Source organism: Jidongwangia harbinensis, assembly GCF_020216025.1.
In the GTDB taxonomy this organism is placed as follows: domain Bacteria; phylum Actinomycetota; class Actinomycetes; order Mycobacteriales; family Micromonosporaceae; genus Actinoplanes; species Actinoplanes harbinensis.
Genome location: NZ_JAIWNC010000054.1, coordinates 62,184 through 75,662 on the forward strand (window position 1 = coordinate 62,184; position 13,479 = coordinate 75,662).

General features: G+C 68.0%; 13 protein-coding genes. 12 read left to right on the forward strand and 1 reads right to left on the reverse strand.

Translation table 11 applies throughout. The annotated features are described in order from the left end of the window. Window positions 1-173: 173 nt before the first annotated feature. The 5 genes from LDL48_RS39545 to LDL48_RS39565 all read left to right on the forward strand — a co-directional run bounded on the left by LDL48_RS39545 (window position 174) and on the right by LDL48_RS39565 (window position 5,052). Entirely contained in the window at window positions 174-467 is a 294-nt protein-coding gene (locus LDL48_RS39545) for a DUF3040 domain-containing protein (RefSeq protein ID WP_225260310.1), read from the forward strand. Window positions 468-1,158: 691 nt separating this feature from the next. Beyond that, the gene (locus tag LDL48_RS39550; RefSeq protein ID WP_225260311.1) at window positions 1,159-1,917 is read left to right on the forward strand and encodes a BON domain-containing protein; all 759 of its coding nucleotides are present in this window, start codon (window positions 1,159-1,161) and stop codon (window positions 1,915-1,917) included. Window positions 1,918-2,130: 213 nt separating this feature from the next. Further along, window positions 2,131-2,460, forward strand: coding sequence for a TraR/DksA family transcriptional regulator (locus LDL48_RS39555; protein WP_225260312.1), 330 nt, complete (start codon window positions 2,131-2,133; stop codon window positions 2,458-2,460). Window positions 2,461-2,809: 349 nt separating this feature from the next. Then, window positions 2,810-3,328, forward strand: coding sequence for a universal stress protein (locus tag LDL48_RS39560; protein ID WP_225260313.1), 519 nt, complete (start codon window positions 2,810-2,812; stop codon window positions 3,326-3,328). Between the two features lie 818 nt (window positions 3,329-4,146). After that, entirely contained in the window at window positions 4,147-5,052 is a 906-nt protein-coding gene (locus LDL48_RS39565; RefSeq protein WP_225260314.1) for a universal stress protein, read from the forward strand. Window positions 5,053-5,300: 248 nt separating this feature from the next. On the opposite strand, the gene LDL48_RS39570 is transcribed toward LDL48_RS39565, so the two are convergent. Continuing rightward, window positions 5,301-6,416, reverse strand: coding sequence for a baeRF3 domain-containing protein (locus LDL48_RS39570; RefSeq protein ID WP_225260315.1), 1,116 nt, complete (start codon window positions 6,414-6,416; stop codon window positions 5,301-5,303). A 190-nt stretch (window positions 6,417-6,606) separates the two neighbouring features. On the opposite strand from LDL48_RS39570, the gene LDL48_RS39575 reads away from it, so the two are divergent. From LDL48_RS39575 to LDL48_RS39610, 7 genes are all read left to right on the forward strand, one after another. Next, window positions 6,607-6,828, forward strand: a complete 222-nt coding sequence (locus LDL48_RS39575) for a CBS domain-containing protein (RefSeq protein ID WP_225260316.1) — start codon at window positions 6,607-6,609, stop codon at window positions 6,826-6,828. 371 nt (window positions 6,829-7,199) lie between these two features. After that, window positions 7,200-7,553 carry a TraR/DksA family transcriptional regulator gene (locus tag LDL48_RS39580; RefSeq protein WP_225260317.1) on the forward strand — a complete coding sequence of 118 codons (354 nt, stop codon included), beginning with the start codon at window positions 7,200-7,202 and terminating at the stop codon, window positions 7,551-7,553. A 122-nt stretch (window positions 7,554-7,675) separates the two neighbouring features. After that, a complete protein-coding gene (locus tag LDL48_RS39585; RefSeq protein ID WP_225260318.1) occupies window positions 7,676-7,966 on the forward strand; it encodes a CBS domain-containing protein in 291 nt (96 codons plus the stop codon). Window positions 7,967-8,474: 508 nt separating this feature from the next. After that, window positions 8,475-9,320 carry a slipin family protein gene (locus LDL48_RS39595; RefSeq protein WP_225260319.1) on the forward strand — a complete coding sequence of 282 codons (846 nt, stop codon included), beginning with the start codon at window positions 8,475-8,477 and terminating at the stop codon, window positions 9,318-9,320. A gap of 62 nt (window positions 9,321-9,382) precedes the next feature. Beyond that, window positions 9,383-10,624 carry a PucR family transcriptional regulator gene (locus LDL48_RS39600; protein WP_225260320.1) on the forward strand — a complete coding sequence of 414 codons (1,242 nt, stop codon included), beginning with the start codon at window positions 9,383-9,385 and terminating at the stop codon, window positions 10,622-10,624. A gap of 348 nt (window positions 10,625-10,972) precedes the next feature. After that, window positions 10,973-11,974, forward strand: a complete 1,002-nt coding sequence (locus tag LDL48_RS39605; RefSeq protein WP_225260321.1) for an Acg family FMN-binding oxidoreductase — start codon at window positions 10,973-10,975, stop codon at window positions 11,972-11,974. Between the two features lie 93 nt (window positions 11,975-12,067). Then, window positions 12,068-13,479 (forward strand): pyruvate dehydrogenase E1 component-related protein (locus tag LDL48_RS39610; RefSeq protein ID WP_504786605.1); only part of this gene is annotated, 1,412 nt, incomplete at its 3' end.

Below are 13,479 nucleotides of genomic sequence, written 5' to 3' on the forward strand. Positions count from 1 at the left end.
GTTGTCGACCCTGTCGATAGGGGTCAGGTCAAGCGGATGCTGTCCGTGGACAGAAAAGCGGATCGGCAGGCGGCGGCTCGAGTCCGCCCGCACCGGTCGCATCAAACGGAACCCACGAGGTGGGCTCCACAGTAGGTCGTTGCGGACGGGTCGCCACTCGGACAGGAGTAGGCATGCTCAACGACGCAGAACAGCGCAGGTTGACGGAAATCGAACGCGGACTGCGGTCAGAAGACCCGGAGTTCGCCGATCGATTCAGCCATGTCATGCCTCGCCGGCCGTACAAGTGGCGCGGCATGACCGCACGCGCCTGGCTGATCGCAGCCGCGCTGATCATGGGCTTGGCGGTGTTGACGACCAGCCTCGGAATCGCGCTCATCGCGGTGAGTGCGGCCGTCGTGAGCACGGCCATCTGGATCACCGACCACACCCGCTGGAGCGGTGATCGGCGGCCACCACGACCATAGCCGGACGACCCGCCCACAGGCCGACTGGTGTCCGCGCCCGCACACGATTCAACAAGTCCGGGCGTCAACGCGGATCTGCTTGGTGAATAGCGGGCGTCGCTCGACCTCCGGCATTCGGCGAGAGTGCCTGCCTACCACCCGCAGAGCCACGCCCCACGACCGAACCCCGATCGTCGCGATCGACACGGTGATCGACGATGCGGTTAACGCAGGCAGAGCAACACTTTTGTCCCCCGGCATCCGGTGCGTGCCGTTGTCCGCCGTTGGCGCCGCGCACGTGCCCATGCCAGATCGGTCAGTGAAGGCCGCGTCTGCGCACCGGCGGCGGCGTCGACCTACTCACGTTCGACGTCGACGACCCGGTCACGGCCGCACCTGAGGCGCCCGAGCGCGGTCCGTTCCGCGGTTTGCGGTCCGCCCGCCTGCCGGTCCGGCCCGCCCATGTGCAGCCGCTGAAGCGGCAGCTGGCCACAACCATCGCGTGACCAGCCAGGGATGGCGGCGGGGGCAACACCGGGCTGCACACCGGCCGTTGCCGACGACCGGCAAATAACAAGGAGATACGTGGCCGTCGCGGACCGTATTCGGCGCCCCGGCCCCGCAGCAATAATTGACGTAGCAAACAAATCTGGCGAACAGGACTGGGGTGCGGGCGCCCGCTCGGCCTTGGACAGTCCGGGGAGGTGTCGAAATGCATTGGCAGGTCGATGACGTGATGACGCGCGAGGTGATCACCGTGGGTGTGGACACCCCGGTCGGTCAGATCGTGAGTCTGCTCGATCGCGAGGACATCAGCGCCGTACCGGTGACTACCGCGACGGGCGGTGTCCTCGGGGTCGTCTCCCAGGCCGACCTGCTCGTCGGCGTCGCCGACGGCGAGCGGGACAACCCGCGAGGGGGCCGGCCGAAGGGAAGAGCCACGGCCCTGCGAGCCGGGGACCTGATGACCACCCCGGCGCTGTCCATCGACGCAAACGCGTCGCTGACCCAGGCCGCCAGGACCATGCAGGGCCGCAATGTCCGCCGGTTGCTGGTCACGAGCCCGCAGGGGCGCCTGCTCGGCGTGGTGTCCCGCGGTGATCTGCTGCGCCCGTACGCACGGAACGACGCGGAGATTCGGCGCGAGGTCGAGGCGGAGTTGCGCCGCAGGCTGTGGATCCACCCGGAACAGGTCGGGGCGCGTGTGCACGAGGGCACGGCGACGCTGACCGGCGCGGTGGGTCGACACTCCACCGCCGAGATCGCCACCCGCGTGGTCGCGACGGTGCCGGGCGTCACCAAGGTAGTCAACCGCATCCGGTACGACTTCGACGACGCCGACCTGGTGCGCTCCACCGTCGGCCGCACCCACCCGTTCAGCGCTGAACCGTTCCACCCCGGGAAGCAGCGCCGGCGCGGTCGCATCCGGCTCAGCCGGGGCAGCATGCGCAGGCAGCGCCAACAAGCCTGAGCCCGTCCGCACCTGGACCCACCCGCGCCCGGACCCACCCCGCGACGGAATCCAGGCGTTCGTCACCTGAATTCCACCTCGGCTCGTCCCGTGCACCGGGACGGGCCGCGTACGCCGGTCCCAACCCGGCGAGCCCGAACCCTGAGGTGCCAGGACGAAGCCGTTCGGCTTCGCCCTTTTCGCTGTCCGGCCTCCGCAACCACAGGATGGATCATGAACATCGATACCGACGCCCCCGACCACGGCCGCTTCGCGCAGGTGCGCGCGTCGCTGAGCGAGGAGTTCACGCTACAAACGGCACGGCTGAGAGAGTTCACGCAGCTCGACGCCGACACCGGCGACCCCGGCGAGGCGTACCAGCGAGCGGCACTGCAGGCTGTCACCCGGCGTGCGCTGGAACAGATCACCGGCGCGCTGCACCGGATCGCCGAGGGCACGTACGGCCGCTGCGAGAAGTGCGGCATCTCGATCCCGGCCGAGCGCCTAGCGGTGCTCCCGCACGCCCGGCTCTGCGTGCCCTGCCAACAACGACACAACGGGTAGAGGTACCGGCCGACGAGTTGGCCGACGTGCCGCAGGACAGGACCTCCCACCCGCAGCAGCAAGTCTGACGCGGCGAGGCCGACGCGGAGCGACCAGAACCGCCCGGATGCCTCTTCGGTCCGGGGCTACAGACCGACGGCCGACTAGCAGGACCGCCGCGGCGAACGAGCGGTTGCTGCGGCTCGGCAACCAACCGCGCCAAACTCGGCCGGATGCGGCCATCGCCTTTGAAGACCCGCAGGCGCAATCTGGTATTAGCAGGTCAACGGATGTTCGGGCTTACCCGACGCCGATCCGGGCCTCGTCTCCTCCCCTTCTGGGAGCAGATATGACGCCCGAAGGAGGAGTTATGCTCACGACCATCGCCTGGGCCACCGACGGATCCGCGTCCGCGTCCAACGCGCTGCCCATCGCGGAAGGTCTCGCCCGGGCCGTCGGCGGCAAGCTGGCGGTCATTCATGTCCAAGAGGTCACGATCAGTAGGTCCGGGTTCCTAACCGAGGACAACAGAACCGTGTTGGCTTCTTTGCATCGCACGGCTCGGCGGCTGCAGGACGACGGCGTCCCCGCCACCGTACTGTCGTCCAGGACCACCACGCGAAACGTGCCGCGCAAGATCCTGGATCTGGTCGGGACCGCTCATGCCGACTTGCTGGTCATCGGGAGCCGGGGGCACGGATCAGTGATCAACTTCTTGCTCGGCGGCGTCGCCACCCTGCTGCTCCAGGCCGCGCCGTTGCCGATCATCACGGTGCCGTCCCGGTCGACAGCGGCAACACCTCTCACCGACGCCGGCATCGCGTCGGACTCCGCGCAGCCAGGAACACAGCCAGCACAGCCGAGTCAACCCCTCTTACTGCGTGCCTGACGGGCCAGGGACGGGTGACGATCGGGTCATGGAGTCCTCCGGTGGCTGCGGACTGCCTGCGGCCGAGATCGACGGTCCGATGTAGTCTCCGCGGCAGCGCACTCCACTGTGGCGCGCGCGCTCACCGAGCAGGTGCGGCAGCATGATGAGTCCACCGCTGTCGGCCACGCCCTCGGTGACCAGGAACGTGAAGAACGACGGCGCCGAGGCGGCCAGGTCGAGCAACTTCTCGTACGGCTGCCACCCACGTCCGGAGCCAGAGCCTGACCGGTTCACTCCAGGACGATACCGCCGTTGTTGATGGCACCGCCGACGCCCAGCGGTTCGCGGTTCGCGGCCTGCGGTCCGCGGTGAGGGCATAGCAGAACACACCGCCGGGCGGATCGACCGCCGGGCGCTCCACCTTGACCTGCAGTGCACCGCTGGTACCGATCGAGCAGGCCACGCACCGTTCCGACATTGGCCAGCTGACCGGTTGCCAACGGTCCACGCGGGGGTCTTATCGTTATCCGAGAATATGGAGAAGGCGTTGCCATCCGCGTCGTTGCACACGGCCGCGATGGCATAGGCGCAGGCGCTACCGGCATGAGCCTTCGATGCGACGGCCCCAACGATGCGCCATCCGAGGCCACAGTCCATCCGGGATTCCTGGGCCGGGAAACCACCTCTTCGGCTCACGCGCGCATGGTCACCCGGCAACCGGGAGTAAGGTGACCATCTCCAGCAGGTGTGTGGCCCGCGTCGCTTCGCGAAGGTAGGTAACCAGTGCTGCACGGCCCTCTTGGTCCTCGCAGCCGTTAGATGGAGAGGCGGTACACGTGGCCGTTACCGAAGTAGTGGTCGGTTTCGATGGCTCGCCGGACTCCGACGAAGCCCTGGCCTGGGCACTCCGAGAAGGCCGGTTGCGGAAGCTACCGGTACGCGCGATCAATGTATGGCATCCGGACGGCACCCCGATCGAGGTCGATCGGCTCGCTGCGCTGTATTCCGTGGCCGAACTCCGCAGCCGCCTGCTGCAAGACGTCACATCCAGCGTCCGCACAGTGGTTGACCGCGTGCACGCGACGGATGTCGCGGTGACGTCCCAGGTCTTGTACGGCCATCCCGTCCCAGAATTGATCCGCGAGGCTGGCGCGGATTCGCTGTTGGTCGTCGGTTCACGCGGACGTGGCAGTGTCACCGGTTCGATGCTGGGGTCCGTCAGCCAGAGCTGCGTGCAGTATGCGCACGGCACGGTAGTCGTCGTGCGCGGACGCCGGCGGCAATCCGCAGCGGGGCGAGTCGTGGTCGGTGTCGATGGGTCTGCCAGCTCAGTACAGGCGTTGCGTTTTGCCGAACAGGCCGCTGCCGCTCGTGCTGCTTCCTTGCAGGTCGTGCACGCGTGGATCGTGCCCTACCTCGGATTCGCCGGACGGTCGGGCGCCTTACCACAAGAGGCTCTCGACGACGTCGCCGTACAAGCCGGGGAGACCCTCCGGGAGAGCATGCGGCGCGCTTCGGTCGACGCTACGCGCAGGAATGTGGAGATGTGGCTGGCCGAGGGTGCTCCCAACGTGATGTTGCTGCAAGCCGCCAGCAACGCTGACCTGTTGGTAGTCGGTTCCCGAGGCTACGGCGGATGGAAGGGACTCCTTCTGGGCTCGGTATCGACACAAAGCATCACGCAGTCTCCTTGTCCCGTGGCCGTGGTCCGCGATCGGGACACCACGGTCATTGCACGGTGAGCGTCGCTGTGTGCGGGGTCTCGTCGGCGGAACCGGCCACATAGACGATGTACTAGCCGGATGTGGTGAAAACGGCACGGGTGCGGTAGTCCCAGACGGCGAACGGATGGTTCGTCGGACGGCGTGCCATGGCACAGACGCTCGGAGGGTGGTGGGCCCGGTCCCGGAGCACGCCCGGCGCTCGATCGCCCTCACCGGTCTGGCGCGGCGGTAGGCCGGAGCTGACCGAGCGTGGTCCGGCGACAGTTTCAGTAGCGCAGGGTGGCTGCCATCGGTGAAGTGTCCGGCATGCGGTCGCGCGGTACGGCGTACACCGTGCCGCTGTGACGCAGGGTAGATATCGCGGCGTCGTCGAGGTGGTCAACCTCGCCGGTGTGCTCGTGCAGCCGGATGACCGTTCGTTTGCCCGTGCCGGGCGCGTCGGTACGAACGAACAACGTCTCGACGCGTCCCTCACGGGCTGCGGCACCGACGGCCACGGTGTCGGTGCACGTGCGTCCCGTGCCCCGCAGTTGCTTGTACGCACCGGCGGCGATGGTTTCTTCTCCGCACAGCACTGGCTCCACCAGCGGCCAGGCATGGCGGTGCAACTGCTCGGGGCCGAGGTCCCAGGGGTTGCCGTCGACGCCATCGCCCATCAACGCAGCGTAGGTGTTGACCTGGCGATAGAGGGCCTGAGTCGAGCGGACGCCGGCGAGCACCAGCGGAGCGGCGTCGGCCTGCAGTACCTCACGCAGTGCCCGGTCGACACGCCGGAAATGCTGCAACACCAGCGGCGTGGTGTCGTCCTCGATGCCGTGGAAGACGGCCCGGCCGCCGGTACCGCCGCGATCCGCTACGAAGGCGTGCACCGGAGTTCGACGCCGCGGCATGGTGAGCCAGACCGCGAGAGCGAGCCCGTCGACCGCCACCTCGTCCAGGCCGTACCGAGACCCTCTGAACAGCTTGATCTCGTCCTGGCTGAGCGCCAGCACGTAGAAGTGACCGCCGGTGCTCAGCAGAGGCAACAGAGGCCGCGTCAGGAAACGATCCCCGACGGCCGTGAGCTCGGGTAGCCGCAGCGGAACCCGGAAGTGCTGGATCCCGCTCGGGTCGAGAAACACCGCCAGCCCGTCGCTGAGCCGCTCCCACGACCGCGCCCGGTCCAGCAGGCGACGGCCCGGCTCGATCATCTGATCGGTCGCCGCGGCGGACAACCCGTCGTCGATCAGCGCCTGTTCGGCCTGCCTCAACAGGTTCTTGAGCCGGATAGCGTTGCGTTCGGTTTGCCGGCCCGCCCGATGTGTCGGCAGGAACACCGAGACGCGGAACCCGCCGCGTTGGTCGGAGAGTGCCGTCAAGTCGTGCGCGTTGAGAATGTCCATCCTTGCCTCTCAGCGGAAACAGTGGCTGATCACCGGGCACGAGCGAAGCCGGTGACATCGCGTGTTTTTCATCGTGGCCGCCGTCGCCGCTCCCGGACAGGTGAGCCACGCCCCCATCTGAGCCGCTCAACATGCCGACCGACGGCAGGATCATGCGTACGTTCGGCAACCAACGCCAGGGGATGTCGTGATGAGCACCAACGTGGTGGCGGCAGAACGGGGAGCGCCGATCGGCGAGCTGGCCGAGCTGCTGACCCGGGAGCGGATCAGTGCCGTGCCGATCGTCGCCAACAACGGCCGGCTGGTGGACATCGTCTCCGAGGCGACCTCATGGCACGAATCCCGGCACCGGCGAATCAGGGCGATCCGCTTCCGGTACCGCCGACGCGGGCGTAGTGAGCCTGACAGGTGAGCTCCGGCGGCGCAGTGCCGCGGCGATAGCGGGGCCGGCTCAGCGCCGGCGTGCCGAGGGTCCTGCACGTCATGAACAGCATCGCGTACAGCTTCGACACGACACTGGTCCGCTGCTGGATCAGTCGCGCCCACCCATCAGCGCGGAGCCGTTCAGGACGTGACCAGCTCGCTTGCCTCCGGCGGGCCGGTCCGTCCCTGAGCTGGGTTGCCGAACACCTGCAGTTTCAGCCAGCCGATTTGGCCGACGGGAGCCCGTCCGCGCCGGGCCGTACGGGTCTCAGCCTGAACGTACCGGCCACCATAAGAGCGCGGCGCGGCACCGTCGACAACCTGGCTCACCGTACGCACGACGTGGGAAGGATCCTAGCCGTGACGACATCCCAGCAACCCGCAGAAGAGGCGCTGCACCGCGTCCTGGAGCGGCACTACCGCACCTACACGGACCGGCTGACCCGTCTGAGCGTTCACCGCATCCGCCCGGATCAGGGCGGATACGACGATGGCGTCCTCGACGTGCTGATTGCGTGGGCACGCCAGGGCGTCGCCGACGCCGCCCGCGCGCTGCAGCGGATGTCGGACGGCACCTACGGGGTCTGCGAGCGGTGCCGGGCCGACATCGACCTTCCCCGGTTGACGGGGCGACCCGAGATCCCCCTCTGCGGATCCTGCACCGACGCACCGGCTGACCTGCGGTCATTGCCGATTGTCGGCAACAACGTCTGATCGATGTCACCGACCGCGGTCCTATTCGTTGCCGTTCCACCGCAGACACCATGGGCTAGACACGGTACGAGCGGAGCCGCCGTGCGAGGCGGGCATTGTGGCAGCGCCGGAAGGGAGATGTCGTGCAGCAGCGGACAGTCCGGGATGTCATGCCCGCAGACGTGATCACCGTAGATCATGAAACCCCGCCCGCGGACGTCGCGAAAACCATGACGCCGACGTACGACGTGAGCGCCTTGGCCGTCGTCGATGACGACGACAGTGTGCTCGGCATCATCACCCGCGCAGACGTGCTGACCGGCCTTCAGGTGCGGGCACCCGACCGAAGCTCATGCGCACCGTCGCGACGCCAGCGGCGGTGCCCCACTTGGACCGCCCAATCGGCCGGTCAGATGATGAGCGCACCGCCCTGACGGTCAAGCCGGACGTGACGGTCTACCAGACCGGCCGGCTGATGCGTCACCACGCGATCAACCGGCTCCTGGTGACTGGACCGGCTCGACGGCTGCTGGGCATCGTTACACCGCCGACCTACTCAAGGTCCACGACCGTACCGACGAGGCGGTCCGTCCCGATGTACGGCAGGCACTCGCGACACTGCCGACAAGCGATGTCGCCTTCGACGTACACGACGGCGTCACGATCATCACCGGGACCATCGCGGCCGCCGGGATCGAGTCTCTGCCCTCGCGGCTCGTCCACGGCGTGCCCGGTGTAACGGCAGTCCGCAGCCAGGTCACCGTCGACCCGCTCGGCCGCCCCAGCTGTACGGACGCGGCACCGGCGATCGACGGCTGGTCGCGGACCCGCCCCCTCCCCCACCAAGACAGCCGAACGACAACCGCCGCAGCGCGACGCTGACCAAACCAGAAGGACGACGCAATGAGTAATGCACTTCAGTGGTCCCTGATCGCGGGCCTGATGCTGGCCGTACTGCTCGCGATCTCCGTGCGGGTGGTCATGGAATACGAACGGGGGGTCGTCTTCCGGCTGGGCCGGGTCATCGCCACCCGCGGCCCCGGCCTGACGTTCCTCATCCCCTTCGTTGACAGGATGGTGCGAGTGTCACTGCGTACCGTCACGATGAGCATTCCCCCGCAGGACGTCATCACCAAGGACAACGTGACGGTCAAGGTCAACGCGGTGGCCTACTTCAACGTCGTGGTGCCCCTGCTGTCGGTCACGGCGGTCGAGGATCATGTCGTCGCCACGTCCCAGATTGCGCAGACCACGTTGCGCAGCATCCTCGGTCAGGTGAACCTCGACGATCTGCTCATCGACCGTGACTCCATCAACCAGCGCCTGCAGTCCGTCATCGACGAGATCACCAGCGCCTGGGGTGTGAAGGTCACCCTCGTCGAGGTCAAGGACGTCGAACTGCCGGACACCATGCGCCGGGCGATGGCCCGCCAAGCGGAAGCCGAACGCGACCGGCGGGCCAAGGTGATCCACGCCGCCGGCGAGTTCGAGGCTGCCGACAACCTCGGCCGCGCCGCCCAGGTCCTCGAACAGCACCCGGCCGCCATGCAGCTACGGGTGCTGTCCACCATGGCCGAACTCACCTCCGAGCGGAGCTCCACACTGATCTTCCCGCTCCCCGTCGAACTGCTGCGGCTCGTCGACACACTGCAAGCGAAGCTCAGCGGCACCCCGGCGGACACGCCGGTCCGATCCGAGAGCCCGAGCCGCGCCGACGGCTTCGGCCACCCGATATTCGATCAGAAGGAGACGCACGACAACCGAACCCTGCGGACGGCTGGGAAATGACGCAGACCGTAGGTCAGATGGGAGATGCTGGGCAGCCGGCACTATCAGGCGGAAGGGCGCACGTGACGGGCAGCGGAGCACGCCGCAACCAGCAGCCGGTGGTGGCCGACGCCGACGAGCAGTGGCTCGTCGGCGTCGCCGCCGGGGCGAGCCGCGACGCCGGCGGCGTGCCTGTTGCGTTGCTCGGCGACTACCTGCCGCTGCTGGCCGACGCGGCCATCACCGGGCGTAAACCCAAACGTGCGGAACTGGACGCCGTGGAAGCGCTCGGCCGGCGAGCCGCCGAGCAGGGCATCTCCGCCGGCCGAGTGGTGCAGCTTTACCTGTCCGCCGCCCGCCGGCTGTGGCAGGACCTTCCCGAGGTCGTCCGCAGCCGCGACCGAGAGGCCGTACGGGCAGCCGCGACGGCTGTGCTGCAGGTCGTCGACGACGCCGTCGCGACCCTGGCGGAGGGGTACGCCGTCGCCCGTCGCGACCTGGTGCGCCGCGAGGAGACGCTGCGCCGTGAACTCATCGACGACCTGCTGCGCGGTGATTCCGATCTCGGCGCCCTGGTCGAACGCGCCGAACCGTTCGGTCTCGACCTCGCCCGTGTGCACCAGGTCGCCTTGGCTGCGCCGAGCCGGCGGCTGCCCGACACCGACGCGGCGATCACCGCTCTCGAAGCGGTCATCTTCGACCGGCTCGGCGACCGCGACGTCCTCGTCGCGACCAAGGACGGGCTCCTGGTGGTTCTGGCACCCGCCGACGCCAGCAACCCCGACACCGCGCCGCCTCAGCGCGCCGCCGCCGACGACCTTGGACGTCTGATGCACGACCAGCTCCGTCGTCTGCCTCGCGGACGGCCATGGCAGATCGCCGTCGGCCGGCCCCACCCCGGCCTGTACGGCATCGCACGCTCCTACGAAGAAGCCCGCGAGGCACTCACCATGGCTGCCCGGCTCCGGGTGGCTTCCCCCGTGGTCAGGGCCCGTGACCTGCTGATCTACCGCGTCCTGCTCCGCGACCATCCCGCCATTGTCGAGCTGGTCCACGCGGTGCTCAGCCCGCTCACCCGCGCGCGTGGCGGCGCCGAGCCGTTGATCACCACTTTGCACGCGTACTTCGAGACCGGCGGCGTGGCCACCGAAACCGCGAAACGCATCCACATATCAGTACGGGCAGTGACCTACCGCCTCGAACGCGTTCACACCCTGACGGGCTACAACCCGGTCGACCCCGCTCACCGATTCACCCTGCAAGCCGCCGTGCTCGGCGCACGCGCCCTCGACTGGCCCGAAAAGCCCCTACCGGCATCAGGATGACGACGAGGACACTTGCTGCCCCTCACCTGCTCGTGCCGGCCGGATCGACTTTGCCGATCCTCGGCAGGTTCGTCTACCCGTATTGGCTTTCGGTGGCTCTACCCGCCGGTCCGGGGAAAGCGGATGCTGAATTTGCGCATCGGCCGAGGAAATCCCAGGTCAAGGTGGTCGTGGGCGGCCGTCTGCCTCAAGCAGCGCGAGGACACCCGGCATGCTTGCTACGAACGCCCACACCGACAAGCAGGGCGGGGCGGCACCGCGTCCGGCCGAAGCAATGATGCTCTAGCCGACGCCGCCCTGCCCCGGGGCTTCGACCGCTGGAGAGGACGCCACCACGAAGGACAAGAGATGAACTCCTCGACCTCGTACACCGAACAACTGACCGATGCACTTGTCGACGCGGCGACTCAGGCTGTCCGCCATGCACCCTCCGTACTCAACACCCAGCCATGGCGCTGGCGCGTGCACCCTGCACGGTTGGAGCTGTTCGCCGATCGCAGCCGTCAACTAAGCGCCATGGACCCGGACGGCAGGCTGCTGATGCTCAGTTGCGGAGCGGTCCTTGATCACGCCCGCGTCTCCCTCGCCGCTCAAGGCTGGGTATCACACGTCCGTCGAATGCCGAATACCTCGACGCCTGAACTGCTCGCCACGCTGACGTCCTTCGATCGCGTCGAGATCACCCCGAAGGCGCAACACCAGGCGCACGCCATGCGCACGCGGTACACCGACCGGCGGCCCGTCAGCGAACAACCCCTTTCCCCAGCTGTCATCCGCGCCGTCGCCGCATCGGCCGGGGAGCGCGTACGCCTGCACGTGCTATCCGCCGACCAGGTGCTTGACCTGTCGGCGGCCGCCTCGAGGGCCGTCACCATGGCGGCGAAGGACGCGTTCGCCCTCGCCGAACTGGAGTACTGGACCAGCAGAACGATGCCCGAGGGCTCGGGACTGCCCGCTGCTGTGCTACCGGACCATTGTCCGCAGACCACAGTGCCTGGTCGGCGCTTCGGTCACCCAGGGACGTTGCCGATCGGGTCAGGGCATGACCGCGCGGCGACCTACGCGTTGCTCTACGGCGACGAAGATGATGCCGAGCGCTGGCTGGAGGCCGGTGAGGCCCTGTCGACGGTGTGGCTCACCGCTACCGCGCTGAATGTGTCGGTGCTGCCGCTCAGCGATGTCGTCTCGGTGCCTGCCACCCGGGAGGCCCTGCGACGCATGCTGCGGAGCTTCGACCATCCCTATCTGGCTTTGCGGCTCGGCATTGCTCAACCGCAGTCCGGTACGCCGCCACGTACGCCGCGCCTCCCGGCCGGTCAGCTCATCGACACGGTCCCGTGGACGACGTGACGCCGCAACATTCCCTGATTGAGCTGGAGCCGCCCGCGGGGCTCACCGCGGACGACCACGCCCACACCGGTCGATGTCTGGAACAGGATGACGATGAACCACACGCCACAACGACGCCCGGTGATCAGTGACGGCCTGCCGAGCCAGCTTCCGGACATCGACCCCGAGGAAACCAGCGAGTGGGTCGAGTCGCTCGACGGAGTCATCGACGAACGCGGGGCCAAACGCGCCCGGTACGTGATGCTGCGCCTGCTCGAGCGGGCCCGGGAGCGACAGGTCGGCGTGCCGCCGCTGACGTCCACCGACTACATCAACACGATCCCGCCGGAGCAGGAACCCTGGTTCCCCGGCGACGAGGCCGTCGAGCGCCGCATCCGGGCGTACATCCGGTGGAACGCGGCGATGCTGGTGCACCGGGCGCAGCGCCCGGAGATCGGCGTGGGCGGGCACATCTCGACCTATGCGTCCAGCGCCTCGCTGTACGAGGTCGGCATGAACCACTTCTTCCGCGGCAAGGACCACCCGGGCGGCGGCGACCACATCTTCTTCCAGGGGCACGCCTCCCCCGGCATGTACGCCCGGGCGTACCTCGAGGGCCGGCTCACCGAGCACCAGCTGGACGGGTTCCGGCAGGAGCTGTCGCACACCCTGCCGGACGGATCCAGGGGCGGACTTCCTTCGTATCCACATCCGCGGTTGATGCCGGACTTCTGGGAGTTCCCGACGGTCAGCATGGGTCTCGGCCCGCTGAACGCGATCTACCAGGCCCGGTTCAACCGCTACCTGCACCACCGCGGCATCAAGGACACCTCCGACCAGCACGTCTGGGCGTTCCTCGGCGACGGCGAGATGGACGAGGTGGAGTCGCTCGGCGCGATCGGCCTGGCCGCCCGCGAGGAGCTGGACAACCTCACCTTCGTGATCAACTGCAACCTGCAGCGGCTGGACGGGCCGGTCCGCGGCAACGGCAAGATCATCCAGGAGCTGGAGTCGTTCTTCCGCGGTGCCGGCTGGAACGTCATCAAGGTGGTCTGGGGCCGCGAGTGGGACCCGCTGCTCGCCGCGGACACCGACGGCGCGCTGGTCAACCTGATGAACGTGACGCCGGACGGCGACTACCAGACCTACAAGGGCGAGTCCGGAGCGTACGTCCGGGAGCACTTCTTCGGCCGTGACCCGCGCACCCGCAAGCTGGTCGAGCCGATGTCCGACGACGAGATCTGGAACCTCAAGCGCGGCGGTCACGACTACCGCAAGCTGTATGCGGCGTACCAGGCGGCGACGACCCACACCGGCCAGCCCACGGTGATCCTGGCCAAGACCATCAAGGGCTGGACGCTGGGCTCGCACTTCGAGGCCCGCAACGCCACGCACCAGATGAAGAAGCTGACGCTGCCCGACCTGAAGGGTTTCCGGGACCGGCTGTACCTGGACATCAGCGACAAGCAGCTGGAGGACAACCCGTACCTGCCGCCGTACTTCCACCCGGGTGAGAAGTCCGACGA

Coding starts and splice junctions, on each gene's coding strand:
- LDL48_RS39545 (WP_225260310.1), top strand. CDS start 174: ATGCTCAACGACGCAGAACAGCGCAGGTTGACGGAAATCGAACGCGGA.
- LDL48_RS39550 (WP_225260311.1), top strand. CDS start 1,159: ATGCATTGGCAGGTCGATGACGTGATGACGCGCGAGGTGATCACCGTG.
- LDL48_RS39595 (WP_225260319.1), top strand. CDS start 8,475: ATGCTGGCCGTACTGCTCGCGATCTCCGTGCGGGTGGTCATGGAATAC.
- LDL48_RS39570 (WP_225260315.1), bottom strand. CDS start 6,416: ATGGACATTCTCAACGCGCACGACTTGACGGCACTCTCCGACCAACGC.
- LDL48_RS39555 (WP_225260312.1), top strand. CDS start 2,131: ATGAACATCGATACCGACGCCCCCGACCACGGCCGCTTCGCGCAGGTG.
- LDL48_RS39605 (WP_225260321.1), top strand. CDS start 10,973: ATGAACTCCTCGACCTCGTACACCGAACAACTGACCGATGCACTTGTC.
- LDL48_RS39560 (WP_225260313.1), top strand. CDS start 2,810: ATGCTCACGACCATCGCCTGGGCCACCGACGGATCCGCGTCCGCGTCC.
- LDL48_RS39575 (WP_225260316.1), top strand. CDS start 6,607: ATGAGCACCAACGTGGTGGCGGCAGAACGGGGAGCGCCGATCGGCGAG.